This window comes from Peribacillus sp. NPDC097264 (assembly GCF_050277925.1).
Lineage (GTDB): Bacteria > Bacillota > Bacilli > Bacillales > DSM-1321 > Peribacillus.
The window spans coordinates 89,494-115,995 of sequence record NZ_JBNNSR010000006.1 but is presented as its reverse complement, the minus strand read 5'-3'; the positions used below and the strand labels follow the sequence as shown (position 1 = coordinate 115,995).

28 protein-coding genes and 1 pseudogene are annotated in these 26,502 nt (G+C 42.9%); 23 read left to right on the top strand and 6 right to left on the bottom strand.

The genetic code is table 11. The features are described from left to right. Positions 1 to 164: 164 nt before the first annotated feature. Entirely contained in the window at positions 165 to 506 is a 342-nt protein-coding gene (locus ACQKL0_RS11015) for a hypothetical protein (protein WP_427687558.1), read from the top strand. A 133-nt stretch (positions 507 to 639) separates the two neighbouring features. After that, complete coding sequence (locus ACQKL0_RS11010) at positions 640 to 972, top strand: DUF5658 family protein (RefSeq protein ID WP_427687556.1); 333 nt, start codon at positions 640 to 642, stop codon at positions 970 to 972. 141 nt (positions 973 to 1,113) lie between these two features. Here ACQKL0_RS11010 and gsiB read toward each other — a convergent pair. Then, a pseudogene (gene gsiB, locus ACQKL0_RS11005) lies at positions 1,114 to 1,308 on the bottom strand (glucose starvation-inducible protein GsiB); the annotation flags it as partial. A gap of 170 nt (positions 1,309 to 1,478) precedes the next feature. Further along, positions 1,479 to 1,832, bottom strand: coding sequence for a DUF1648 domain-containing protein (locus ACQKL0_RS11000; protein ID WP_402987056.1), 354 nt, complete (start codon positions 1,830 to 1,832; stop codon positions 1,479 to 1,481). A 501-nt stretch (positions 1,833 to 2,333) separates the two neighbouring features. Between ACQKL0_RS11000 and ACQKL0_RS10995 the strand changes: the two genes are divergently transcribed. From ACQKL0_RS10995 to ACQKL0_RS10975, 5 genes are all read left to right on the top strand, one after another. Next, a complete protein-coding gene (locus ACQKL0_RS10995) occupies positions 2,334 to 2,831 on the top strand; it encodes a hypothetical protein (protein WP_402987054.1) in 498 nt (165 codons plus the stop codon). Between the two features lie 182 nt (positions 2,832 to 3,013). After that, the gene (locus tag ACQKL0_RS10990) at positions 3,014 to 4,741 is read left to right on the top strand and encodes a LytS/YhcK type 5TM receptor domain-containing protein (RefSeq protein ID WP_427687849.1); all 1,728 of its coding nucleotides are present in this window, start codon (positions 3,014 to 3,016) and stop codon (positions 4,739 to 4,741) included. Positions 4,742 to 4,762: 21 nt separating this feature from the next. Then, the gene (locus ACQKL0_RS10985; protein WP_427687554.1) at positions 4,763 to 5,494 is read left to right on the top strand and encodes a LytR/AlgR family response regulator transcription factor; all 732 of its coding nucleotides are present in this window, start codon (positions 4,763 to 4,765) and stop codon (positions 5,492 to 5,494) included. Between the two features lie 206 nt (positions 5,495 to 5,700). Then, positions 5,701 to 7,152: a carbon starvation CstA family protein gene (locus ACQKL0_RS10980; protein WP_427687552.1), complete on the top strand. Its 1,452-nt coding sequence runs from the start codon at positions 5,701 to 5,703 to the stop codon at positions 7,150 to 7,152. A gap of 170 nt (positions 7,153 to 7,322) precedes the next feature. Beyond that, on the top strand, positions 7,323 to 8,240 hold the full coding sequence (locus ACQKL0_RS10975; RefSeq protein WP_427687550.1) for a class I SAM-dependent methyltransferase: 918 nt from the start codon (positions 7,323 to 7,325) through the stop codon (positions 8,238 to 8,240). Positions 8,241 to 8,370: 130 nt separating this feature from the next. Here the strand turns inward: ACQKL0_RS10975 and ACQKL0_RS10970 are convergent, their stop codons facing one another. Next, positions 8,371 to 8,544, bottom strand: a complete 174-nt coding sequence (locus ACQKL0_RS10970; protein WP_407407787.1) for a hypothetical protein — start codon at positions 8,542 to 8,544, stop codon at positions 8,371 to 8,373. Positions 8,545 to 8,827: 283 nt separating this feature from the next. Between ACQKL0_RS10970 and ACQKL0_RS10965 the strand changes: the two genes are divergently transcribed. Beyond that, positions 8,828 to 9,574, top strand: coding sequence for a hypothetical protein (locus ACQKL0_RS10965; RefSeq protein ID WP_427687548.1), 747 nt, complete (start codon positions 8,828 to 8,830; stop codon positions 9,572 to 9,574). Between the two features lie 53 nt (positions 9,575 to 9,627). Next, positions 9,628 to 10,386, top strand: a complete 759-nt coding sequence (locus ACQKL0_RS10960) for a hypothetical protein (RefSeq protein ID WP_427687546.1) — start codon at positions 9,628 to 9,630, stop codon at positions 10,384 to 10,386. Positions 10,387 to 10,533: 147 nt separating this feature from the next. Here the strand turns inward: ACQKL0_RS10960 and ACQKL0_RS10955 are convergent, their stop codons facing one another. After that, the gene (locus ACQKL0_RS10955) at positions 10,534 to 11,334 is read right to left on the bottom strand and encodes an IclR family transcriptional regulator domain-containing protein (RefSeq protein ID WP_403122549.1); all 801 of its coding nucleotides are present in this window, start codon (positions 11,332 to 11,334) and stop codon (positions 10,534 to 10,536) included. A 185-nt stretch (positions 11,335 to 11,519) separates the two neighbouring features. Here ACQKL0_RS10955 and ACQKL0_RS10950 point away from each other — a divergent pair, with 185 nt between their 5' ends. The 10 genes from ACQKL0_RS10950 (at position 11,520) to ACQKL0_RS10905 (ending at position 19,270) form a co-directional block, all read left to right on the top strand. After that, a complete protein-coding gene (locus ACQKL0_RS10950) occupies positions 11,520 to 12,290 on the top strand; it encodes a dioxygenase (protein WP_427687543.1) in 771 nt (256 codons plus the stop codon). 110 nt (positions 12,291 to 12,400) lie between these two features. Beyond that, positions 12,401 to 13,264, top strand: coding sequence for an alpha/beta fold hydrolase (locus tag ACQKL0_RS10945; RefSeq protein ID WP_427687541.1), 864 nt, complete (start codon positions 12,401 to 12,403; stop codon positions 13,262 to 13,264). A gap of 76 nt (positions 13,265 to 13,340) precedes the next feature. Next, positions 13,341 to 14,072 (top strand): carboxymuconolactone decarboxylase family protein, encoded by a 732-nt coding sequence (locus ACQKL0_RS10940; RefSeq protein WP_427687540.1) that lies wholly within the window; start codon positions 13,341 to 13,343, stop codon positions 14,070 to 14,072. Then, positions 14,069 to 14,755 (top strand): CoA transferase subunit A, encoded by a 687-nt coding sequence (locus ACQKL0_RS10935; protein ID WP_403122544.1) that lies wholly within the window; start codon positions 14,069 to 14,071, stop codon positions 14,753 to 14,755. Before ACQKL0_RS10940 ends, ACQKL0_RS10935 begins: the two co-directional genes overlap by 4 nt. Next, on the top strand, positions 14,752 to 15,393 hold the full coding sequence (locus ACQKL0_RS10930) for a 3-oxoacid CoA-transferase subunit B (RefSeq protein WP_403080214.1): 642 nt from the start codon (positions 14,752 to 14,754) through the stop codon (positions 15,391 to 15,393). The genes ACQKL0_RS10935 and ACQKL0_RS10930 overlap by 4 nt, the downstream gene beginning before the upstream one ends. 21 nt (positions 15,394 to 15,414) lie before the next feature. Continuing rightward, a complete protein-coding gene (locus ACQKL0_RS10925) occupies positions 15,415 to 16,530 on the top strand; it encodes a muconate cycloisomerase family protein (RefSeq protein WP_427687539.1) in 1,116 nt (371 codons plus the stop codon). A gap of 54 nt (positions 16,531 to 16,584) precedes the next feature. After that, positions 16,585 to 16,734, top strand: coding sequence for a hypothetical protein (locus ACQKL0_RS10920; RefSeq protein ID WP_427687537.1), 150 nt, complete (start codon positions 16,585 to 16,587; stop codon positions 16,732 to 16,734). Positions 16,735 to 16,765: 31 nt separating this feature from the next. Beyond that, positions 16,766 to 18,349 carry an amidohydrolase gene (locus ACQKL0_RS10915; protein ID WP_427687535.1) on the top strand — a complete coding sequence of 528 codons (1,584 nt, stop codon included), beginning with the start codon at positions 16,766 to 16,768 and terminating at the stop codon, positions 18,347 to 18,349. A 152-nt stretch (positions 18,350 to 18,501) separates the two neighbouring features. Next, the gene (locus ACQKL0_RS10910; RefSeq protein WP_427590829.1) at positions 18,502 to 19,044 is read left to right on the top strand and encodes a DUF2975 domain-containing protein; all 543 of its coding nucleotides are present in this window, start codon (positions 18,502 to 18,504) and stop codon (positions 19,042 to 19,044) included. Positions 19,045 to 19,057: 13 nt separating this feature from the next. After that, positions 19,058 to 19,270 carry a helix-turn-helix domain-containing protein gene (locus ACQKL0_RS10905; RefSeq protein WP_402957457.1) on the top strand — a complete coding sequence of 71 codons (213 nt, stop codon included), beginning with the start codon at positions 19,058 to 19,060 and terminating at the stop codon, positions 19,268 to 19,270. A gap of 645 nt (positions 19,271 to 19,915) precedes the next feature. Here the strand turns inward: ACQKL0_RS10905 and ACQKL0_RS10900 are convergent. Both ACQKL0_RS10900 and ACQKL0_RS10895 read right to left on the bottom strand, forming a co-directional pair. Further along, positions 19,916 to 20,797 carry a hydroxymethylglutaryl-CoA lyase gene (locus tag ACQKL0_RS10900; RefSeq protein ID WP_427687533.1) on the bottom strand — a complete coding sequence of 294 codons (882 nt, stop codon included), beginning with the start codon at positions 20,795 to 20,797 and terminating at the stop codon, positions 19,916 to 19,918. Next, the gene (locus tag ACQKL0_RS10895; protein ID WP_427687531.1) at positions 20,790 to 21,464 is read right to left on the bottom strand and encodes a GntR family transcriptional regulator; all 675 of its coding nucleotides are present in this window, start codon (positions 21,462 to 21,464) and stop codon (positions 20,790 to 20,792) included. The genes ACQKL0_RS10900 and ACQKL0_RS10895 overlap by 8 nt, the downstream gene beginning before the upstream one ends. Before the next feature lie 208 nt (positions 21,465 to 21,672). Between ACQKL0_RS10895 and ACQKL0_RS10890 the strand changes: the two genes are divergently transcribed. From ACQKL0_RS10890 to ACQKL0_RS10875, 4 genes are all read left to right on the top strand, one after another. Further along, entirely contained in the window at positions 21,673 to 22,872 is a 1,200-nt protein-coding gene (locus tag ACQKL0_RS10890) for a CaiB/BaiF CoA transferase family protein (RefSeq protein WP_427687529.1), read from the top strand. Between the two features lie 581 nt (positions 22,873 to 23,453). Then, positions 23,454 to 23,705 (top strand): hypothetical protein, encoded by a 252-nt coding sequence (locus ACQKL0_RS10885; protein WP_427687527.1) that lies wholly within the window; start codon positions 23,454 to 23,456, stop codon positions 23,703 to 23,705. 3 nt (positions 23,706 to 23,708) lie between these two features. Next, on the top strand, positions 23,709 to 25,217 hold the full coding sequence (locus ACQKL0_RS10880) for a sodium:solute symporter family protein (protein ID WP_427687526.1): 1,509 nt from the start codon (positions 23,709 to 23,711) through the stop codon (positions 25,215 to 25,217). A gap of 33 nt (positions 25,218 to 25,250) precedes the next feature. Next, positions 25,251 to 26,501 (top strand): MFS transporter, encoded by a 1,251-nt coding sequence (locus ACQKL0_RS10875; RefSeq protein ID WP_427687524.1) that lies wholly within the window; start codon positions 25,251 to 25,253, stop codon positions 26,499 to 26,501. Position 26,502: the final 1 nt, after the last annotated feature.

Here is a 26,502-nt window from a genome sequence, read left to right as displayed (position 1 = left end):
AAGAAAGGGATACTTGGGACAGGGTTCAAATTTGTTCAAATGTTCTCCTATGACCACTTAAAGAATAAACCGTCCAAGATCACCTCTCATTATTGTTCGAATTGCGGATTCATCCTTGGTTCTTATGTGGGTAACCCGTCCAATTTAGAACCAAAGGGGGATAAGTGAAGCTGGATTGCTTATGTGCACGACGGAAACCGTCCATCTTGAAATTGGAAGCAGATACCGGCGCAGATCCGATATGGTGCCATCTCTGTGGATGTAACCTGGATTTAGATGAAGTCCCCATTTCAGATGAACTGAAAATGGGGCTATCAGATTGGGTGAGAGAGTATGGAGACTGGATAGATTGGGAAACGGATACCATGCTTCCAGACGGAATGACTCTTGAAAAAGAACATAATGAAAAGGGATTACGATTAACGGAAAAAATCAAAGAAGAGCTAGATGGAAACTATAGAATTATATTTTCGCCATCCAAAACGACCTGTATGGATACTCCCTGATCAACATGCTCCTTTAAGGGAGTATGGATTGACTGTTCTTTACTAAGAACAATTTGTCTGGCATCTTTACTGTTCCTTCTTGATAAGGTATGTTCCATTCGTACTTTTGAAAAGATAGTGGTGGGAGGAGATCATGGTGGATGAAGCAAGGATTTCGAAAGAGAAGATGAAGAATATGCTCGTATGGATTTTCGTGCTATGTCTGTTCGATGCTGTGGTAACCGACTTTGGCATCCAGGCAGGATACATAAGAGAACTGAACCCCCTAATGAAAGAAGTGTATCATTGGAATCGCTCCTTCTTCTACGGATGCAAACTGTTCCTTCCTTTGCTTCTCTTGTGGATCTATCCGCAGTTAAAACGTAGAAAAGTGGTGAATGGCGGAATCTTGCTTTGTTTGGTAGCGTATGCCGCCGTCACGGTATACCATTTCTTCTGGATGGTACTGGTGATGAAAGGCAGTTAGACTGATAAAAAGCCGGAATTGACCGATAAAAGCAATAAATGACCGATAAATACCAAGAATCGACCGATAAAAACAAAACAAACAAAAAAAACGAATAATTGCCCGTTAAGACAATTACTCGTTTTATGGAATGGTTTAATTGTTATTGTTATCGCTGCGAGCTTTTCCGCCCTTTTCACCGATTTCTTGGTAAAACTCTTTGTCATGATTCTTGGAGGTCGCTTCTCCGCCTTTTTCACCGATCTCTTGATAAAACTCTTTGTCGTGATTTTTTGAAGTTGCTTCTCCACCTTTGCGACCTGCTTCTTCCCGACTCATTTTGTTATTGTCAGCCATGTTAATCACTCCTATAAAAGTTTTTTGTGTTGCTTACAGTATCATATATATCCTAATCCACACTCTAGTAAACTAGTATTTTGAAAAAAATACATATTATATTGAAAGGAGAGTCGATTTTTTAAATAGAAACGTTTAAATGGCGCTCATTTGAGCGCCATTGTCATTTTTTAGATTAAAACTAATTGTATGCTAGTCCAGTTCGTATAAGTGAAAAAGATGACCAGTACATTCTTGGTCATGTTGATCAGAATCCGATTATTCCTGAACTCCATTTCCTTATTCTCTTGAAGAAAAAAAGGCAAGGTAATGCGATGTGGGAATCTTTCAAGGACCGTCAAGCCAATCCAGATGATCAGACCAAATAGTGGAAGGGCAAGTACGCTTTCCTTTGAACCCAAAATACTCACTTTCCCGAACGAATTAAATTGAAAGGGTATTTGACTTGGTAGAGAAGACCATTCCGTCATTATGTATACAACACTTGAAATAAGAAATAAGAGCGAAATGATATCTAATATCATTTCTATTAGCGTCCTTTTGCGTTTAACTACTAACCGCTGCTGTTTAATCTCCCTCATCTCCGTTTCAAAATAATAAACTTCCCGGCGTCTTACTTAAAAGTGGAATGTAGCGGACCACTCTCCTATTTTAGCACGGGGGAAGGGACGAAGTATGATGTAAACCTCCCAATCAAAAAAATAAAGGGACCATATGGCAACCTTGTTCAATTAAAAAAACAAAAAACCTTAGGAGAGGGGGCCTAAAAAGGCGGTCACCTAAGGAATCGTGAGCAGGTAAATACCTGACTCTTTTTCCATTATACTCCTTTTGAATCGGAAGATAAACACCCCTTCCTCTAGGTTACAATAAAAAATATATTTTCTGTATGTTCATCACTCCATTTATATCTGTTATGGTGCGAATGGATGGTATTTTTGATGCATGTAGCCTGTGGCCAAAAATATATGTCTCATGATACGTCTGCCATCTGAAATATTTTTTTATATGGGAGATGGATCGATATGCACGGGGAAACAAGATTACCAAGAGGCGGAAAAGAATTTATATTGTTTTTAGCCATCATTTCCATTCTTTCTGTCAACATTATCGCACCACTTATTATGGCATTTAAATTTGGATTCACGAAGGACGTGTATGTTGATACGTTAAAAGTGATTCCGTTTGTTTGGGTTTGTGTCATTATATTGGTACCATTTGTGGTAAATCCACTTGTTACTAAGCTTGTACAAAAGTTTGCTGGACCGACGGACGGCTTTAATGCACGGGTGCTGTTCACGATATTATTTAGCGTAACCATCTTGTCCGTTTTACTGACAGTTATCGGATCTTGGATTGGCATGGGGGAAATTAGCTGGAAGCCGATTCATACGTTCTTTTATGACTGGCCACGTAACTTCTTTATCGCATTCTGGGTTGAAACGTTGATCGCTCAACCAGTAGCCAGGTTTGCCATGAAGAAATTGCATGAAAGTCAAGCACGTAAAGCCGTAAATGCTTAAATCCGATACAGTACCACTCATATAAGCCGATTGATTTTATTTTAAAATCAGTTGGCTTTTTTGATGGGGTCTTTAGAAAAGGTATGGAGAACCCGTCCATCGAGCGTATAATAATAGAAGGTATTGTGTAGAGTACAAGCTATCCATACAGGGATTTTAAGAGGGATTGGGGGAGGCAGATCATCATGGAATTGTTGATTACCATGACGGAACGGCTCGGGATCATCGTGACGATTGCCTTTATCGTGACCCGTTTTCGTTTCTTTCGACAAATGTTGAATGAGGATCATTTTAACCGGAAACAACAGGTCAAAGCCATTTTGTTCTTTGGGGTGTTCGGCATCATTGGCACCTATACCGGACTGACATTGAGTCCCGAATCGCTTGAGTTCAACCGATGGGTCGGGTCTGTCGGGGAAGATGAGGCCATTGCCAACTCCCGCGTGATCGGCGTTGTACTTGCCGGTTTATTCGGGGGATGGCGCATCGGACTTGGTGCTGGGATCGTCGCGGGGATTCATCGTTTTGCATTGGGAGGATTCACGGCGCTTTCCTGTGGGGTCGCCACGATACTTGCCGGGCTGCTTGCGGGTCTTTTTTATAAGAAAAACAAACATGTTAAACTTTCCAAGGCTTTAATGATCGGGGCGTTCGCCGAAGCGATGCAGATGTTCATCATTCTTCTTCTGTCGAAACCGACCGAACAGGCCTTTTCCCTTGTCGGGCATATTGGTATTCCGATGATTATCGCCAATGGCCTAGGCAGTGCCTTGTTTCTATTAATCATCCGAAGTGTTCTGAATGAAGAGGAGAAGGCTGCTGCTTTGCAGGCACAGAAGTCATTGAGGATTGCAAGGCAAACCCTCGGGTACATGCGCCAGGGTATGAACGAAAAGTCGGCTGCCGCGGTATGCCGGATTTTGTTTGATGAAGTGAAGGCAAGTGCCATCGCGATTACCAATGAAACGAAGATCCTCGCCCATATCGGTTTGGGGGATGACCATCACTCGCCGGGACGCCCGCTCCAGACAGAAATCACACGCCAGGTGATCGAAGGTGGGGAACTGATCGTAGTGGGAAAACGGGATATTCATTGCCAGGTTTCCGATTGTCCGTTAGGCGCGGTCATCATTGGTCCTTTAAAGAAGGGAAATCAGACAGTCGGGACGTTAAAGTTATATTTTCGCCATGAAAAAGACATCAACAATGTGGATGTCGAGTTGATGTCAGGGTTGAGTATGCTCCTCAGCTATCAACTGGAAGTGTCACAGCTCGATGATGCACAGAAATTGGCGCAAGAAGCTGAGATTAGAGCCCTTCAGGCCCAAATCAATCCGCATTTCCTTTTCAATGCTTTAAATACGATCAACTCGTTAATAAGGATTGATCCTAACAAGGCAAGGAAAATGCTGCTTCACTTATCCCAGTATTTCAGAAAGAACCTAGCCAATACGACGGTGGAGTGGACGACCTTATCGGAGGAACTTTCACATCTTCAAGCGTATGCGCATATCGAAAAAATGCGGTTTGTCGATAAGCTGCACATTCATTATAAAGTGGGTGAAGATGTTCTCCATGCGAAGATCCCGCCGCTCATCCTCCAGCCATTAATCGAGAACAGCATCCATCATGGGTTTAAAAACAAAACGGAAAACTGTTCGATACATATTCTTCTTGAAAAAGAAACGGAAGCCTCGATTAGAATCGTCATAAGGGATAATGGGGCTGGTATCGAGCCAGGTCAGTTACAAAAGCTTGGCCAAGAAATCGTTGAATCCAAAAGCGGGACAGGCCTTGCCCTTTATAATGTGAACAAACGGCTCACGATGATGATGGGGCAGCAATCGGCCCTGAAGATCCGGAGTGAACCAGGAAAAGGCACGGAGATATCCTTTCGAATTCCAAAGTAAATGAAGAAAGTGGGGAAGAACATGAAAACGGTCATTCGGACACTTGTCATAGATGATGAGCGCTATAGCCGCGAGGAATTGATTCATCTGTTGAAGCAGTATCCCTCCATCGATATAATCGGCGAGGGTGAATCTGGGGAACAGGCCATCGTCTTGGCAATGCAGCTACAGCCTGATGTGATTTTTCTCGATGTGGAGATGCCGCTCATGAATGGGATGGAGGCAGCGAAGGCCCTCCAGGAATTGAAGAACGTCCCGAGAATCGTCTTTGCGACCGCCTATCCGCAGTTCGGTGTGGAAGCCTTTCGTGTGGATGCAGTGGATTATCTATTGAAACCGTATGATGACGATCAATTGGCAGAGACAATCAGCCGCCTTGAAAAACTATTCTTACAGAAAGAGGAGAATAGGCCGGTCAAAAGCGCCGGAAGACTGGCTGTCGAAGTGGAGGGGGAAATCCTCTATATTCATCCCCATGACATCCTGTACATTTCACGGGAAGAAAAGGTATCGAAGATCGTCACGGTCGACCATGAATATGAAGTGAAAACGACGATGAAGGAATTAGAAGAACGGTTACATGAATTCCCGTTTTTCAGAATTCATAAAAGTTATCTGGTGCATTTGAATTATGTATTGCGTCTCACCCCTTGGTTCAATGGAGCGTACCAGCTTGAATTGAAAGGACGGGATGAAATGCTGTCCGTCAGCCGGACGTATGCCAAAGCTTTTCGAGCGGCCTTGGAGTTATGATAGGGTAGGAAGAATCTGATATGAATCCAAGCGAGACTCTCAGATTCTTTCTCGTATACATGTGACAAAATTTTGAACATTTTACATGTTAATTCGACATATGAACCTCTTACCCTCCGAATTCGACATGATAATAAGAATTCACTCTTTTCTGTCAATTCATCATTTATACTATATGTAAGCGATTCCAAGGAGGGCATAGACAGATGTATACATTTTTAGGTGGAGTCATTCTATTACTAATCGGATATTTTACATATGGAAAATTCATAGAGAAACTGTTTGGTGTCAAAGCGGACCGACCGACACCGGCATATGCGAATCAGGACGGCGTCGATTACTTGCCGATGAGCACGAGTAAGAATTCTTTGATCCAATTATTGAACATCGCAGGGGTCGGACCCATTTTCGGTCCAATCATGGGAGCTTTATATGGACCTGTTGCGTTTATCTGGATCGTGCTTGGTTGTATCTTTGCAGGGGCGGTTCATGATTACCTAACTGGCATGATTTCAATCCGGAACCGTGGAGCGCATTTACCGGAACTTGCGGGTAAATTCCTCGGCAGAGTGATGAAGCATGTTGTCAATGCATTCGCCATCCTGTTATTAATTTTGGTGGGTACGGTGTTTGTCACGTCCCCAGCATCCTTGCTTCATAACTTGATGAATGGCACGGTGAGCCTGACGCTCATCACGGTAGCCATTTTCCTATATTATATTCTGGCGACACTTCTGCCCATCGATAAAATCATCGGACGCTTTTATCCGATATTCGGGGCTTTATTATTAATCAGTTCCGTCGGGGTGGGTGGAGCCTTGATCATCCAACAAGCGCCGATACCGGAACTAACGTTATCCAATCTACATCCGGATAACCTGCCGATTTTCCCGTTATTGTTCCTAACGATTTCATGTGGGGCACTATCAGGCTTCCATGCCACACAATCACCGATCATTTCACGTACGACTCAAAATGAAAAACAAGGCCGGAAAATCTTCTATGGAATGATGATTGCAGAAGGAATCATCGCCATGATCTGGGCCGCGGCTGCCATGAGCTTATTCGATGGACCAGTCGGATTGAACGAACTACTTGCAACAGGTGGAACGGGATTAATCGTAAGTGAAGCGGCAAAAGTAACACTTGGAGCGTTATTCGGCACCATCGCCGTACTTGGAGTCATCGTCTTGCCAATCACGTCGGGAGATACGGCTTTCCGAAGTGCACGGATGATCATTGCCGATTATGTGAAGTTTCCGCAATTGAAAATGAGCAGCCGCTTAGTCATCGCGGTTCCGCTGTTCGTCATTTCCATTGCCTTAACGCAAATCGACTTCAACATCCTATGGCGCTACTTCTCATGGGCCAACCAAGCAACAGCCGTCATCGCCCTATTCGTAGGAGCCATGTACCTGTACATCGCGAAGAAGAATTACTGGGTGTCCTTACTGCCAGGAACCTTCATGCTATATACGGTGTTGGTCTATATCCTGAACGCCCAAATCGGATTCCGATTATCGATGGATACCTCCTACATCATCGGAGCCATCGTCAGCGTCATTTTGGTCATCACCTTCTTCGTCGCAGCGAAAAAACAACGAGCAGCCAACATCCCGCTCGAAGAAGATCTTTCGTATTATAAGAAAACTGCTTAAAGAAAAAACGCCATTTTGGCGTTTTTTTTATATTCAGGTAAGATTTTCGAGAAAGAATAGATTGACAAAAATATTTATTTATGCTATAATTTACAGTTAAAATTTTTGTGTGTATAATGAGGTTCTCCTGGCCAGGGGAATCTTATTTTTGTTATACGGGGGATGAATGTATGAAGAAGAACGAATCAAGTATGACTTCCTTACTATCAGCCTTTGGTCGGGCTTACCATAGTCAATACGACACACCCAAAATTTTTGATGATTTTATTGTAAAAGATTTAATTAGCCAAAAAGAATTTGCGGATATTCAAGAGAACATGATTAAAGGCATTCCATTCTTTAATGATAGCATAGCGAAGAAATTTCAAGATGATCCAGATGAAATTTTAAAATGGATTACACAAGTTCAACTTTCTCCAACTCCTTTAGCACGTGCTGCCTATTGCGAAAATGTAGTACTCCATGAAATCGTGCTGGGCGTTCAACAGTATGTCATCTTAGGAGCGGGATTAGATACCTTTTGTTTCCGACACCCGGAATTAAACGAAAGCATCGATATATTTGAAGTGGATTATCCAGCTACACAAGACTTTAAAAAGATCAGGCTAGAAAATGCAAATTATCCAATCCCGGATACCCTTCATTTTGTTCCAATGGATTTCACCCGACCATTTGCCATTCAAGATCTTATTGGAAAAGGTTTCATGCCTAACAAAAAAACCTTTCTTAGTCTTTTAGGTGTTTCATATTATTTAACAAAAGAAGAACATGCCAATTTGATTAATGAATGGTTTGCCAATCTACCTTCAGGGAGTTCGATCGTATTTGATTATGCAGATGACAACCTTTTTGAAGAAAAAGGGCTGTCCAATCGAGTGCAAAATATGGTTCAAATGGCATCAGCTAGTGGCGAGCCCATGAAATCATGTTTTACTTATGAAGAAATGGAGAAAATTTTAGAAAACTCAGGTTTACTCATTTATGAACATTTATCACCTGTTGCCATTCAAAATAAATTCTTTGGTGATCGAACAGATTATTTGTCTGCATTCGAAACCATTCATTACATCCATGCTGTGAAAAAATAATATGTCGCAAGAACTAGAACCTCCCAATCTCTCTATGATGGGGGGTTCTAAGCATTTATATCTGATATTCCTTTGAACATTCCTTTTTTTGAATGTCATAATCTTCTGCGGTTCCTGATGGTATTTACTTTTACCCAAGGAAGTTTTGAATTTGATGGATGGTCAAAATCGTGGTAAACAAGCACCCGAAGGAAGTTAAGACTATGATTTTTCTATTGTTTTGCTTTTCTTCAGGTTTAATGAATTCATGAATTTGTACAATCCATAACGCCATAGTGACAAGGGCAAGAATTCCGATGGACAAAACACTCACCTCCTAAAGACTGTTCATACGTATGTTTATCTTTAGTCTAAAATTCATTTCACCGTGTGACCCAACTATTTGGTGACTAAAATTCCAATTAACGTGTATTTATTTTAATTTAACATAAATATCCATTTACTGCTAAGCCTATTTAAATCAATCTTTTCCTTGAACCTAGCCTTAAAAATTGTTTAGCGAATTAAAAACTATTCTCTTTCATTTGGATAAAGTTTACAATCGTTATAACGATGAATGGCAAGTGAATGGGGATGGGGGAATGATGATGAAACAAGTTTTCTACATAGGGGCAATACTAGGAACGGTCCTTCTAATGGGATGTAGTGCAAATGAGGAAGCGAATCAGACAAAAAGTGAAGAGGCGTCTAAAGTGTTAGCGGGTGAACAGACTATAGAGGGTGCACCTTTATCCAATCCTCCAGTCGATGTTGTAGAAACAACGGGTCCCCTGCAATTGACGAAGGAACAAAAGGAAGACTACCACAAGCAGTATGAGAAAATTGTTCATCAGGCGAACGAGACCAAAATAGGGATCAATCTGGGCGTTCCTTCGATTGAAGAGTTTGAGCCCCAAGATTGGGCGGAGCCAGAAGACTATGAACAGAGAATCCAAGAACATATGGATTTCTTCTTGGCAAGTGAACGGGAGGCATTAAGTAATCTACCTTCACAAACTAGTGAAGTCGTTATGGGTTCGAATGGAGAAAGGAAAAAAACGGCCCACCTTTATGTTAGCGATAAGATCTTTTCAGTAGAAGTTTCTGGGGAATTTACAACGCAATATAATGAAACTCGAAAAGGCCAGATGTTTTCAAAGGTAGATCAGATCACATCACACCTGGCCAGTTCTTCTAATGGAGAATGGAAGCAAACCTTCTCGGAGGCCAAACTTGTGGATAATGGCCGTACATATAGCCTTTTGATTGAAGGGGTGTATACTTTACATCATATAGCAACAAAGAAAGCCTTCACGATCGAATTTAGTTGTGATGAATTCGGCGCTATTCTTTGACTCAAGCATTTTCTTACACGACACCAAGCTTATAAAAGAAGGGATCAACACTCATGAGTATCGTACAATTTTCGAAATTCGAGCAATACAAGGATCTGCTGTATAGCTTGCCGGCCTCGTATACAGTGGACATGATCCGAAACGAGCAATTTCTGCTTGATCGGGATGAGAAGAAAAACCTCGAAATCTATTATGCTCCTTTTGAATATGTGAATGAACATGCCAAGGTCGTGATAGCCGGAATCACACCAGGATTACATCAGATGAAGAAATCCTTTTCAACCGTCATTGAAGTCAAGGATTACATAGAAAGTGAGGAAGAAATCCTCCACGAAGTAAAGAAACAATCCAGCTTTGAAGGGCCGATGCGAAAGAACCTCGTCAAGATGCTGGATGAGCTGGGTTTACATGAATACTTGGGGCTATCCTCCACGATCGAGCTTTTCGCCGAGGCCAATTCCTTGGTCCATACAGGATCCGTCCTGAACTATCCGGTGTTTTATAAGGGAAAAAACTACAGCGGGACGACGCCGGACATCTTAAAGACGGAGCTCCTAAGGAAGCATATCATGGAAGGGTTTGCGACCGAAATCAGCAACATGGACCAGCCCCTCATCATTCCGCTAGGCATCAACGTCTCCAAGGTACTCACCTACTTGGCGGAACAGAATCACCTCGATGCTAGCAATCTGCTACTAGGATTCCCGCATCCTTCCGGGGGCAATGGACATAGGCATAGGCAATTCGCGGAAAACAAAGAACAGATGCAAGAGATGATCCGGGATTACTTCTCGAATCATCCAATCCAGTGAAGCTGTAAGTTTGTGATTGTTCCGTGATCAATGGAATGAGAGATTCAAGGGCAGCCAGAGAATTTGTAGAATCATGATAAAAGCCACCTGAGGAGGGAGTCCCTTCAAACAGGCGGCTTTTGTTGGTTTGCATTTTACGCAGATACATTAAAAATGTGAGGAGTTCGATGTCGCGATGGCCCTACTAATTTTGGCTGCCGTGTCTAATAGCAATGGAAGAAATTCTTCTTGGAGAACTTCTTCACTGATTCTTCCAGCATGTGCGGAACAATTGATGGCGGCAATGACCTGTCCTTCAGAATTTTTTATGGGAACAGCGATGGATCGGAGTCCTTCTTCGAATTGCTGATCAACCCCTCCCCAACCCATTTCACGGACTTCATCCAAGGTGCTCAGTAATTGTTGCTTGTCCGCAATCGTTTTTTCTGTAAACGACTGAAGCGTAATTTGATCCAACTGTTTCTCTAGTTCATCTTTCTGAAGATTAGCTAGAAGCACGTGTCCCATGGACGTCGCATAAGCAGGGAGGCGGGATCCGACATCCAGATTAATCGACATGATTCTTTTCGTAGGAACACGGGCAACATAGATGATTTCCGTGCCGTCCAAGACAGAAATGGAACTGGACTCACCTATTTGGGCAACAAATTCCCGCATGATGGGATAGGCCATATTCCAAATGTTCTTCGAAGAAATATAGGCATAGCCTAATGTCAGGGTTCGGGCGGTTAATGAAAAGGATCCATTTTTCGACTCTGCAAACCCTAGGTGAACCAAAGTAAGTAAGATCCTGCGCACAGTCGGTCTGCTTAAACCGGTTATTTTCGCCGCTTCACTTATGGTCAGTGTCGGAGTTTCCTGTGAAAATGCCTGAATAACAAGCAGCCCACGTTCTAGGGATTGGATATAGTCGCCACTTTTTATATTTTCTGAATATTCAGTTGACATAAATGATACCCCCTGTGTAAAATAAAGTTGTACGAATAGAAAATTTATGTACGGTTATCGTACAATTTGTTCATTCATTTTGCAAGTCCTCCAAGAAAAGATTACCTATACGATTCACTTGCAAATGTATGCGGTTACAAAGTGTAAATATAGTTGGCCATTTAAAATCTGAGGGGGAAACAATGATGTCAGAAACAATTGTACAAAATAAGCGTGTATTAGAAGCGTATGAAAGCTTTGCTAAGCATCTGAAGAATTTTTTAGATGAACAACAATTTAATCATGAAGAGTATACGAATTTCGTGAATTGGGCAGATCGTCTGGGTAAAAGTGGAGAAATCCCGCTATTCCTGGATGACTTCATCGAGACCTATGTATTGGAAGCTAAATATAAGGGGTTGCCTGGTACAGAGCCTTCCCTTCTTGGACCTTACTTTGTGGAAGGGTCGCCGTTACTTGAAAAGCAACCGTTCATTATACCGGAAAGACCGGATGAAGCCGGAGATAAGTTAGTGTTTTATGGAAATGCAAGTTCCGTTAACGGGCAACCATTGGCCAATACAAAAGTGGAGTGGTGGCAGGATGACAGCGACGGCCTATACTCGAACTTTGATTCAAAAGCACCTGACTTTAACTTAAGAGGTCATTTCTATACAGACGAGAACGGAGACTTCGAGGTGCATGCGAGAGTTCCTATTCCTTACCAAATCCCTACGAGTGGTCCAACAGGTGAATTTGTAAGAGCGGCTGGGTACCATGCATACCGTCCTGCCCACATCCATATGAAACTCGAGCATGAAGGTCATGAAACACTGATCACTCAAGTCTTTTTTGAAGGGGATGAGTGGTTAGAAACGGATGTAGCCAAAGGCGTTCGAACTTCCTTGTTAACGAAGCTTGAACAAGTGGGGGACCATAAAGAGGCATCCTTGAATTTTGTATTGAGAACCCTCTAATACTTGATGAATCGAATTCCTAGGCTGTCGAGAGCATTTCGGCAGCCTTTATTTCATAACTCTAAAGATTCCTTCCATACGTATAACGGATAAAGGTGAGGTGCCAATACATGAACTCTTATAAAAAAATGATCAACGGGAACGAAATCCAAGTGGTGGATTACCCGGGAGAAAAAGGTCCGATTATCGCGATTCATGGACTAACAGGTACACATAAAAACATGCACCATTACGCGGATGCCTATAAAGGGGAATACAGATTCATTTCGGTCGACCTGCGGGGACGGGGAAATAGTGCGGATACAGATCCCGAGCCTTCCATCTTTCATCATGCCGAAGATATCCTGGCATTAATAGAAGAAATGAATATCGAAAACCCTATCCTCTTGGGTCACTCCATGGGAGCCTTTATATCGGCCATTGTGGCCAGTAAATTAAATACAGTAAAAGCCGTCATTCTACTGGATGGTGCTGCTACAATGTCCGAACACCAGAGAAGGATCGTTCAGCCTTCGTTGGGACGATTGAGTAAAGAATACGAATCTCAAGAACATTATGTTGAAGAAATCAAATGGCTTTACGGAAATCTAGGAATCACGTGGACAGTAATACTGGAGGATGCCGTCGAGTATGAAGTGGCTCCTGTAGATGACCATTGGGAGAATAAATCAACCGAATCAAAAATCCTCGCTGACTTTGAAAGCTTTTATACCTTTAGTCCAAAAGAGATCTGTTCACAGATTCAATGCCCCGTATTGCTTGTGTATGCTGAGGGCGACATCGGGTCCATGCCCCCGTTATTCCTTCTGTCCGACTATGAGGAAACGCAGAAGTATACGGAACGAATCGAAACGGTCGTTTCGGACTGCAATCACTACACCATGGTCTTTGAAAAGCGTGATGACATCAATCAAGATATTCTATCCTTTTTGAAAAGGGTCGAACAAACACCATTTACGTTTTTGAAGCAGTAGAGAAGTGAGGAGACCTACATCCTGAAAACCATCAAACTATAAAAATGGCAATCTACATAAGAAAGGAGAATGATAAATGAGTAAAGGGTTGGATTATTTTAAGGAAGTTTATGATGAAGTACCGGGCTGGGTGCAAAAAATGCATGATTACAGTCCGGTTGTCTTAGACCACTATACGGGGTTGCGCGGTGAAATTATGCAGGATGGCGCATTATCACGTAAAGAGAAGGATGTACTCGTGGCCAGCATGAACGCAGCAAGACTATATCCACGTAGCATGGTGTATCACACCAAGGGCGCCATGGATTATGGTTCAACGATTCCGGAACTAGTCGAATACCTACTAGTTTCCTATTTATATAAGGGGCTTCCGTCACTTAAAGTGTCGCTTGAGTCTTTGGCATATGCCCTGGAATTATCGGGTACACCAGTTGAACAGCCAGCAAATGATCCTGAAACGATTGAAGACGTGATTTCTACGATGATTGCCTGGATGGGAGAGCTGGATACACGTTTTCTAGTAGATACATGGAACGTCATTCAAACGAATGAAGCCAAGAGGATCGAGGAGAAAATCATTAGTGAGGGAACCGTGTCTTCTAGATTGAAGCACCTGAACATGGTGGGCAATTACATTACCGAATTGAGGGGTGAGGAGGCGATTGCCTGGATAGAAAGAGCAAGACAGGCCGGAGCTTCAGAGGCGGACCTAGCTGATGTGGGATACATATGCATTCTGACGGCCGGCATTCCATCCTGGTTTGAAATCAGCGATTCCCTGAACCGGGTGGGGGAGGGACGGACATGACGAAGGTGACACAAGATCTACAAGAAGCCTTATCATGCGTCAAAAGCGGTCAAACGATTTTGGTGGGCGGCTTTGGATTAGTGGGTGCACCACTTACGCTAATTGAAGGATTGACTAAAAAAGACGTGAAGGATTTGACGATTGTCAGTAATAATCTCGGGGAAGCAGGTAAGGGTTTGGGAATCCTGCTCAACCAAAACAAAATCAAAAAGGGGATTGGCTCTTATTTTACAAGCAACCGTGATGTGGGTGCCAAATATCAAAGAGGGGAAATTGAACTGGAAATACTGCCGCAAGGGACATTGGCAGAATCCTTGCGTGCGGGTGGGGCGGGCCTCGGCGGGTATTACACGACCACAGGCGTCGGCACCGAGCTTGCAATCGGAAAAGAAGAGCGCAATATTGATGGCGTGAATTATATTCTGGAAAAAGCGATCCGCGCGGATGTTGCCATTATCCGGGCGCATAAAGCTGATACCCTAGGGAATCTCGTTTACTACAAAACGGCTCGTAATTTCAACCCATTGATGGCAACCGCTGCGAAACGAGTCATTGTGGAAGTGGATGAGATCGTCGAATCTGGTGAATTGGATCCAGAGGAAATCGTCACACCCCATCTTTATATCGATACCATTATCCAAGCACAGCAAATCTTGACAAAGGTAGGGGTAGTGAGCAAATGAATAAACAAATGAGCAAACATGAGGTGCAGCATCTGATTGCGAAGCGTGTGGCCAAAGAATTGCACGGTCCTTGTACCGTCAATTTAGGAATCGGCATCCCCACACTAGTAGCCGAATATCTCGAGGATGAGAACGTATTCCTGCACACCGAGAATGGCATGTTGGGTGTAACGGATGTTGAAGAGGAAGATATCGATCCGAACCTTGTCAATGCAGGCAAACTACCAGTCGGTGAAGCGGTGGGGACCTCCTTCTTCGATAGTTCCGATTCATTCGCGATGATCCGCGGCGGTCATGTCGATGTGGCGATACTTGGTGCCTTACAGGTTGCACAATCAGGAATCATTGCGAATTGGGCAGTTCCAGGTAAGAATATCTTGGGGGTAGGCGGTGCCATGGATCTATTGGTAGGTGCGAAAAAAGTCATTATAACGATGAGCCATACTTCGAAAGACGGCCAAAGCAAAATTCTGAAAGCATGCACCTACCCGATTACATCGACCAGAAGCGTGGATATGATCGTGACAGAGTTAGCGGTATTCGAAGTGGTCGATCAACAATTGAAGCTGGTTGAACTGATGCCAGGTGTGACGCTTGCAGAAGTGAAGGAAAAAACAGAAGCCGATTTTATTGTGTAAAAAGGTGAGAGTGAGGTAACTATGAAAATACGTTCAGTAGATATATATATACTAGATTTACCGACAATCCGTCCGCATCAATTGGCGATGCATACCATTGTTGAACAGACCCTTGTTGTGGCCTGCCTAACGGATGAAGCGGGAAATGAAGGATGGTCGGAAGTCGCGACGATAGGCGGCGCTTCATACGGGGAATCCACGCCGGAAGCCATTAAAGTCAATATTGACCGATATATATCCCCTTTGATCATCGGTAAGGAACCCGTACACTTTGACAAAATCATGTATGGCATCTCGAAACACGTAAGGGGCAACTACTTCGCCAAATCCTTGATAGAGGCGGCGATGGTCGATTTAACAGCTAGAAGCAAAGAGGTGCCTGCCTTTGAGTTATTTGGCGGCCAGATTCATAAATCGCTGCCAGTCGCCTGGACTTTGGCGAGCGGTGATACGGATAGAGATATTGAAGAAGCGAAGGAACTCTTACACCAGAAACGTCATAATATCTTCAAATTGAAAATCGGTAAAGGCGATCCGATTAAAAACGTTGAACATGTATTGGAGATTAAAAAAGCCGTCGGGGACGAAGCGCGCCTTACTGTAGATGTGAATCAGGCGTGGGATGAAGATACGGCGAATGCCTGCATTGCACGTTTAGAAGACGGTGGCATTTCCATGATCGAACAGCCACTCCCAACATGGAACAACGAAGGAATGGCACGCTTGACGAGCCGATTCAAGGTGCCAATCATGGCGGATGAATCGGCGAACTCCATACAAGATTGCTTCCAAATCGCGAAACACAGAGCAGGCAATTCCATCGCCCTGAAAGTGTGCAAAGCGGGCGGAATGACTCAAACGAAAAAAGTGGCAGCCATTGCCGAAGCGGCTGGAATCGGCTTATACGGGGGGACGATGATCGAATCCAGCTTAGGGACGGCCATCTGTGCACAATTATATTCAACGATACCGGAAATGAAATTCGGCACGGAATTATTTGGCCCATTATTGTTCAAAGATACGATCACTGTGAATGACATCCAATATGAAAACTTTGAAATCATCATTCCAGATGGAGTTGGATTCGGGGTGGAAATCGATAAAGAGAAAGTACAGCACTATTCGAGAGAAATTTGATAGATAAATGTGACTTTGACTGAGGCCCACCTTGATGAAGGGGGGGCCTTATTTTTGACTAAACAATTCATAGTTGTAGGAAAATGCCGATTGTATAGATGGATGGTCATATTTTTAGAGGGGCTATTGCTTTTGAATAAAGGGAAAACTGGCAACCATGGAGAAAGTAAAACAGGACGTATCGATATCGACGCGTTAAGGTAAACGAAAACTCGCAGAGAAAGGGATCCTTCCTATGAAGAAACTTTGGTATGGCGGCACAATTTACACAATGGAGAAAGAACATGAAACGGTAGAGGCCGTCCTTGTCGAGGGTGACAACATACTCGCTACGGGATCATTCGATGAACTGAGCGTCAAGGCAGACGAATTAGTGGACTTGAAAGGGGCCGTCATGTATCCGGGGTTCGTTGACAGCCATCTTCATATGCTTTTCCAAGGCGAAAAGTTAATTCGTCTCGATTTAACGAAAGCCCATTCAGCAACCGAGATGCTGGAGATGGTGAGCGAGGCAGCCAAGACAGCCCCAAGCGATAGCTGGTTATACGGGGAAGGCTGGAATGAAAATAACTTCGCCGACCAGCGCATTCCGACAATCGGGGAACTGGATGCGATTCGAAGTGAACCAATCCTGTTGACGCGGGTTTGCCATCACGTCGTGTTGGGCAATTCAGCGGCCCTTGCAGCAGGCGGCATCACGTCAGACAGCCAACCTCCAGCAGGCGGGGAAATCGGTAGAGATGCGGATGGCAGGTTGAATGGCCTGTTGTTCGACCAAGCGATGAACCCTGTGACGGAAGCTGTTCCAAAAGAAGGGGAAGCGTACATCGATTCATTGACAAACACATTGAACCTTGCTGTGGATAACATGCTTTCTTACGGCCTGACGGGTGGGCATACAGAGGAAATGAACTATTTCGGTGACTTCCGGAACCCACTCACGGCGTTTCACCGCGTCGTCGGCAAGAAGAAGCATTTCCGCGTGAATATATTGCGGCATAACGCCGTTTTTGAAAAAATGATCGAAGCGAATGCAGAGTTTGACGAGCCCTATGTAGAACCGGGCGCGATGAAGATCTTTGCTGATGGGGCACTTGGCGGTTCGACGGCGGCCCTATCCCAGCCATATGCCGACCAACCGAATAACAACGGACTCTTCATCCAAACCGATGAAGAGTTGGAGACGTTGGTGAAATTGGCACGCAAGCATAACGAAGTCGTGGCCGTCCATATGATTGGGGACGCGGCGACGGAACAAGTCCTTCGGGTCATTGAAAAATATCCGGCACCAAGCGGCAAGCGGGACCGCTTCATCCACTGCTGTATATTGCGAGAGGACCTCGTCGAAAGAATGGGCAACCTACCGCTTGTCGTGGACATCCAACCGGCATTCGTCCCATCCGACTTCCCGTGGGTCATCGACCGCCTCGGGGAAGAGCGTCTTTCCTTAGCCTATCCATGGAAAACGTTGCTGGACCGGGGCATCATGTGTGCAGCGGGAACGGATGCACCAGTAGAGGACATCGATCCACTCGTAACCATCTATGCAGCAGTCGAACGAAAAAAACCAGGCGCCGAGCATGATGGCTACATACCTGAACAAAAACTATCCCGTTTCGAAGCCATTCAACTGTACACGATCGGCAGTAGCCAGGCGATCAACAAAGAGCATGAGCGTGGCTACATCAAACCAGGCTACGTCGCAGACTTCACGATATTCGACCGTGACCTATTCAATGGAACGACAGACGAGATGCTCACGGCCAAAGCCCTGAAAACGGTCGTGGCGGGAAGGGTCGTATTCGAAAGGGGAAAATGAGACAAGAGGGAGATGCTTCGATTATGGAGCATCTTCTTTTTACAAGATTGCGAGTGATTTTCAAAACTTATAATTATTGTTTTACAATAATCCTTTATTGTTTTATAATAAAAAGGAAATAAATGTAAAGTGATAAAGGAGGGCTATATCTAATGAGTCTTTTTACCAAGTCTGTTTTGAAATTCTTATCAATTATGTCTCTGATTGCTCAATTTTTATGTGCGTTTGCCGGATTAATGCTACTATTTGGGACTGGAGCTGTATTGTTAGTTCCGAATGGGGTTAAAAAACAATTACTACAGTATGTAGATGTTAACTCAAACTTAAACACAAACCCATCAGTATGGTTTTTAGTACTTTCTTGCTTAGTGGCGCTAGCAATCATTGCTTGTTTGTTTATCATTATGTATGCGCTACGTAAAATGATCGGTAATATTTATATACAAGACTTCTTTGTTTACCAAAATCTTACGTGCCTCAAACAAATCCTAATCGCAATCACAAGCTTCACTATTTTGCAGTTCATCAGTCAGGTGTTCTTTGCAAAACTACACGCTTACAATGTCAGTAATGTTTTTTCAAATTCCAGTCCAGGTTTACTAGGAAACATTCTTCTATTAGCTATCGTATATACGCTTTATGTGGTTTTTAAATACGGAATATCCTTGCAAGACGATTCTAACAACGTGATTTAAGTGGGAGCTCCTCATGATAAAAATTAATCTAGATCGAGTCATGCTAGAAAGAAAAATTTCTTCAAAAGTATTAGCGGAAAAAGTTGGAATTACCCAAGCTAACTTATCCATACTAAAAACAGGTAAAGCGCGTGGTATTCGCTTTGACACATTAGAAAAAATCTGCCAGACATTACAGTGTCAACCTGGTGACATACTCGAATATGAAGAAAAAACTGGCATATAACAATGGTTATATGCCAGTTTACAACTATTCATTAATATGGACTGAAAGTTGAACACAAGATAAATAACACTCTTCAACTAACCTGCTCGACAGTTCAAAAAGGGTTTTTTTAACTATTCAAATCCTTGATTTCATTACTATTTTCATTTTCTCTCTTTATACTGAAAAAAGAGAAAAAACATTCAAATCATTGGTGCATAGGGTTTTGAATGGAAAAGGGTCGATGAAGATGACGCAACTAAAAGATGTACAGCCGATGGACGTAACAGCGCTATTGTTCAGAACGTAATTACATCCTGTTTGTTGTAGGCTGCGACCAGCCTGACCGGGGATTTTTCCAGCTACCCACAACAATAGGTCCTAGCTTTAAAAGGCTAAAAATAACATTCTGCGCGTCAAAAAAGGCAGAACGCAAAAAAGAATCCGCGACATTTATATCGCGAATTGCTCCGGGTAGGTTTATGAACATGACATTACGTCCACAGTACCTGTTTATTCCCGTCTCGTAAAGGAGACAGCCCGGATTACCCCTACCAGAAGGGAAGGGGATTTTCCCCAAACGAGAACAGAGAGTCCAATACATGCAGAATACTGCGTATTTATTACATGTCTAATTCGGTTCTCTTTTATGCGGTATCCTATCGGTTATGAAATGCCAGCCTTCATCAACATACCATCCAGTGTTTTATCCATACTTCTCTCCAACCATTTTGCTGTTTCAATAAGCCCCTCGAGATCTGTTCCTGTTTCAACGTTCATTCCTTTAAACATGTTGACCATATCTTCTGTACATACGTTGCCTACTGCTTTAGGTGCAAACGGACATCCGCCTAACCCGCCTATGGATGAATCAAAGCGGGTGACACCAGCTTGATAACCAGCAAGGATATTAGCTATCCCTAGCCCGCGTGTGTTATGAAAGTGAAGTCCTAGTGTCAAATTATTTCCAAATTCTTGTTTAAATGCTGTTGTAATTTTTTGTACTTGCAGGGGATTGGCCATTCCAGTAGTGTCTGCGAGTGTAATTTCTGTGCAGCCTGCTTTTAGGAAAGATTCTGCGACATTCAGCACTCTAGAGAGTGGAACTTCTCCTTCAAACGGACATCCGAATGAAGTTCCTATTACTCCCGCGACGCCTTTTAATGCTGAACCTTCCTCAATAACCTTTGTAAGTTCCTGCACAGCTTGTTCAACAGTTCTTTTGGCGTTTCGCAGATTAAAAGAGTCACTAGTAGTGGTAACCACATGAAGGAAATCAACATCTGTCTGTAGCGCACGTTCAAGTCCTGAACGGCTTAAGACAAGACCGCCATACCTTACATCGGCTCGTTTTGGAACAAGGCGGAGTACTTCTTCGGCGTCTGCCATTTGGGGTACGACTTTCTTGTTTACGAATGAAGCGACTTCGATGATGCGTATACCAGAGTCGACTAGTTTGTTAATAAGTTCAACCTTCGTTTCTGTGGAGACGAGCTTTGGTTCGTTCTGTAGCCCGTCACGTGGTCCGACTTCACAAATTTCAATCATGAGTATCCTCCTTCAAAACATGTATTTTCTTGATTTCTTCTAGATGGGCAAGTACTTGGTCCCGTCCTTGATAGATATGTTCTGTCATCGCAACACGTGAACGCTCTGAATCTTGATTTTGGATGGCTGTGATTATCGTTTTGTGCACTTCCAAAGAACGCTTCAGTTCGAAAGCATCGTACCAATAGAATGAACGGAACACTAGTGGGACGACGACTACCTTTGAGAGATGAAAGTAGATGTGCGGATTGTTACATGCTGAAATGATCGCTTCATGAAACTGTTGGTTAAAGTTAACGACCTCTTTAATCGAATTGAGATCTGCCTCTTTATAACGATCGATGGCTTTTTCGTACCTATCATTTGCTTCTTTCATCTTTTTTAAATTTTCATTTGTACGATGAAGGGCTGCCTGACTTGCCGTATAACCTTCTAATAGTGCACGAAGGTCATAGATTTGCTGAATATCTTTATGAGTAAAGTGACGGACACTTACACCTCTTTTTAATGGGGTAACGAGACCTTCTGATTCCAGTTGTTTGATTGCTTCTCTAATAGGGGTACGACTCAGTTTTAATTCTTTAGCAAGAGATTCCTCTCCTAGCCTCATTCCGGGCTCGAATTTTCCGTTTATGATGGCATCTTTTATATAGTTATAGGCATCCATAAACCTCACTCCTTGAATCTATTGTATACACAATAAATATAATTTCAATAATTTTCCTAATAATAAAAATAACAAATATAGTTAAAACAAGGTTTTGTAATTTTTTTCAATAAATTTACAATTATTCATTGACCTTTTGTATACAAAGAGTTAAGTTGTATAAATATTAAGAAAATTTAGACTGTTTAAAAATGAACGGGGGGATATAATGTCCGAACAACTTCCATTAGATAACATTCGAGTGATTGAGTTAGGAACCCTCTTAGCAGGGCCCTTCTCCGGAAGACTACTGGCAGACTTTGGAGCTGAAGTTATTAAAGTGGAGCCGCCTGATAAGTCAGATCCGATGAGGAACTGGGGACAGTCCAAAGATGGTGTGGGATTATGGTGGCCGATTCAGTCACGAAACAAAAAGTCCATCACCCTGAACTTAAGAGTAGAAGAAGGTCAGAATATTTTAAAAGAGATGGTGAAAGAAGCTGATGTCATCATTGAGAACTTTCGTCCAGGAACGTTGGAAAAATGGGGCCTTTCCTATGAGACCTTATCAGAAATTAATCCGAAGCTGATCATGGTTCGTACGTCTGGTTATGGACAAACGGGACCGTATAAACACCGTGCAGGATTCGGAAGTGTCGGGGAAGCGATGGGAGGATTGCGGAATGTAACTGGATTCCCAGATCGTCCTCCGTCAAGAATTGGGATTTCTATTGGCGATACTCTTTCAGCTCTCTTTTCAACGATCGGCTGTTTGATAGCACTGCATGAAAGAGAGCGGTCAGGGGTGGGGCAGGTGGTTGACACGGCACTTTATGAATCCGTTTTCTCGGTTATGGAGAGCCTGATTCCCGACTATCTGTTTGCAGGATATATTCGAGAGCGCATGGGTAACATTCTTCCTGGTGTCGCACCTTCAAACATCTATTTTACGAAGGACAAGACGTATATTGTAATCGGGGCGAATGCAGACGGTGTGTTCCGCCGTCTGTGTGAAGCAATGGGGCAGCCTTACCTTGCTGATGACCCAAGATTCGCCACACATCACGCGAGAGGCGAGAACATGAAAGTGCTCGATTTGCTCATAGAGGATTGGACAAAATCATTAGACGCGAAAGATACACTTGAAATCTTAGATGAAAAAGGTGTACCATCTGGGCCGATTTATACAGCAAAAGAAATCTTAGAAGATCCTCATTATAGAGAACGTGAGATGATTGTGAATGTAGAACATCCAGAGTTAGGGGACTTCTCGATGCCAGGTATCGTACCTAAGTTAAGTCGGACACCTGGTAAAGTGAAACACGTTGGGCCAGAAGTTATGGGTAAACATAATGAAGAAGTGTATAAAGATTGGCTCGGTTACAGTGATGAAGAGCTTCAGAAGTTAATAAAATTCAGTGTTATCTAAATCGTGGGTAAGAGAAACGTAGGTAAGACACTTTACGACTGAACGGCTTAAATCATAAGCGCTTACAAATTGGCAGTATCATATTACGACGCTAATCGTTCCTCAAGAGGGGTACTAGAGCGTATCTGTATTGCTCACCCTAAAAACTTTGGATGTGACTCACCTAGCAACCATGCACCATAGGCATTAACTGACTAGGGGTTCCAAGTTATTATGGCGTCCTTTCTCAGATGTTTTTTACAACAACGGCTTTAAGAACAGTATTCTGCCAATCCAACTAACACCAGAGAGAAAAAGGAAATACAGGATATCATATATCAGTAGATTTAGAGAGTCAAAGAATGACAGGTTCAGAAATATTTCCTGGAAATTTCGAAATCAAACTATTTCGTAAATGATTATGGATAATCGGTCTGGATGGATTGGTTCAACACTTAAACATGAGACTGTTATTTAGTCTTTAGAAGAAAGTCACAATCTTTTTTACGATGAAAAAATAAGAAGGCTTTCAAATAAGGAACATACATTTAGATATCGACTCCAATGTACTTGCAAGCCAGTATGGAAAAGGAGGATTTGATATGAAAAAAAAACCTATAAAAGAACCAATCCGTAAAAAATGGATCTGGATATGGATGGTTATTAACGTTCTTTTAATTGTACCTTGGTATTTTCCAAAAGGAGCGGTAGAGCCGTATGTGTTTGGCTTTCCCTTTTGGGCATTTATCTCAACTATTTTTACGTTAATTCTTAGTTGGTACTTATCTTGGTTGTGTCTGTCTCAATGGCACATCGTTGAGGATGAAGAAGAATCCGAAAAGGAAAGGAGGTAAAACATGGATAACTTAACCTTTGCCGGTATGGACGGTATCATTATCCTAAGTGCATTTGCCATAATTATGCTCGCGATTGGTTACTTTTCTGGAAAAGGCGACACGAATCTGCATCATAGTCTATCAGGCTATTATTTAGCAGGTAAAAATCTAGGTTTTATCGCATTGTTCTTTACCCTTTATGCCACGCAATATAGTGGGAATACGATTGTTGGTTATGCGCCTACGGGTTATCGGACGGGATTCTCATGGCTACAATCGATCTCGTTTATGACCATCATCATTGGAATCTATCTGTTGTTTGCACCACGGCTGTATGTCGTATCCAAGCGTCACAACTTCGTTACCCCAACGGATTGGTTGCAATTCCGATTCAAATCAAAAGGCGTAACTCTATTAAGTATCTTTCTTATGCTTTGGGGATTAGGAAATTACCTTCTTGAGCAACTTGTTGCGATCGGCCAAGCAGTAGCGGGTATGACAGGTGGAACCATTCCCTACGAGATTGCTGTTGTCGTTTTCGTGCTTGTCATGTTAACGTACGAATGGATGGGCGGTATGAAAGCAGTAGCGTTCACAGACGTGATGCAGGGAATCATATTGATGATTGGAATTTTTGTTTTCCTTGGTGGAGCTCTCTACCTTGCTGGCGGTAATTTTGGAGAAGTTACTCGTTACATCGCAGATAACGAACCTGCAAAGCTTGGTGTACCCGATATGGAAGTATCGATTAACTGGTTCAGTATGCTTGTACTTGTAGGACTTGGTGCTTCTATCTATCCACATGCGGTTCAGCGCATCTATTCGGCTGAAAGTGAGAAGACATTAAAGAAGTCTTTTGCGCGCATGGCATGGATGCCACCAATTACGACTGGTCTTGTATTCGTAGTGGGTATCGTTGGAATCATGCTTTTTCCAGGACTTGATGCTACTGGCTCTGAACAGTTAGTAGGTTTGATGGCGAATAAGATTGCAGCGATCAATTCCTTCTATTACTGGATGATGATCATTTTCTTTGGTGGAATCGTAGCAGCAATCATCTCGACAGCTGACTCAGTGCTATTGAGCTTTTCTTCAATGCTCTCAAATGACGTATATGGGAAGTTTATTTCTCCTCATGCTTCTGAGCACCGAAAAGTTATGGTTGGTAAAATTGGAGGAATAGCTGTCGTTTTCTTATTATTATGGATTGCTTGGAACCCGCCAGGCACCCTTTATGAGATATTTGTTCTAAAGTTTGAGCTTCTGGTGCAGGTATTCCCAGCATTTGTTCTCGGGCTTTATTGGAAACGTCTTGCGGCAAAACCCGTATTCTGGGGTATGTTTATTGGTGCGGCACTTGCGGGAACTCTGACGTTCTTGGGATATAAAACGGTATATGGTATCCATGGTGGTGTTATAGGGCTTACCCTAAACTTCATTGTTTGTGTCGTAGGTTCTCACCTATTTTCAACTACAGCTAATCAGTCTTTGAAAAAAGAAGAAATCTCTGAGTTAGAATTTAAAGTATAAAACCACTTCAAATCAAAAAAAGAGTTGAAGCTTATGGAATATGATAATGATCACCGTTCAAAAAGGGGAATAGCTATACATTGGCAGATGCTTTTGTGGCTTCTCGCAGTACAAGTACTCGTTGCCTTTGTAGGACGTGGCCTCGTTCCATTGGGTGTATTGATTGGAAATGATATGTCTTTAACAAAAGCGCAGATTGGATTGCTCCCAGCTGGCCTCTTTTTAGGACAGGCTCTTGCCTCTATCCCGGCTGGATTCCTCGTAGATCATTTAGGTTCAAGAAGGTTGCTCCTTGCTTTGTCACTTTGTTTAGGAATTAACTTTATTGCATCAACTTTCGTGACCCATTTCGCTTTAATGTTGATTTTTGTTGTACTGGGCGGTCTTGGTTATGGGGCGATGCATCCTGTTTCGAACAGAGGAATCATCTACTGGTTTTCCCAAACACAACGTGGAACAGCCATGGGAATTAAGCAGATGGGTGTTACTCTAGGTTCTGCGCTATCAGCAGTAGTGCTGTTGCCGATTGCTGCATCATTTGGATGGCGTACGGCTGTAATCTGTGCCGCGTTTTTATTGATTATGACGGGTTTCGTGTCTTTTTTTCAATATAGAGATTCAAAGAATGCTCCTCAAACAAATGATGGTCATCAGCTCGGTCAGTTTTATCGTTCGATGTGGAAACTGGTACACAATAAGCCGTTGTTACTTGTGTCGCTCAGTGCACTCGGGTTAAATGGAGCACAGATGTGTTTGAATACGTATTTAGTTCTGTTTGCGTTTGAAAAGATGGGAATCCCTCTTGTACTTTCAGGATTATTGCTTGTCATTTCTGAAGCGTTCGGCTCGGTTGGTAGGATTGCTTGGGGTGTAATCAGCGATCGCTTTTTTAACGGGGAAAGAATATCGATCATCATGATAATCACCATCATTTCTGCAATAACAAGCAGCACGATGTCATTTCTTCCTGAAGAAACACCGTTCAGTATATTGGTTCCAATCACAGCTGTTTTCGGGTTTGCTGTTTCAGGATTCAATGGAATTTGGATGAACCTTGCAAGCGAATTGGTTCCTCCAGAACAAGCGGGAATATCGAGTGGCTTAAGTATAACGATCGGTTCAATAGGAGTGATGGTTGCACCGCCATTGTTTGGACTCATGGTTGATATAACTGGAAGCTATTCATGGGGCTGGTTATTCATTACTGGGCTGTTAAGCATCGTTTTTGTCATTTTATTGGCCCTTTTTTCTTTTAATAAAAATACAGAAAGAGAGGGTGAGTGAA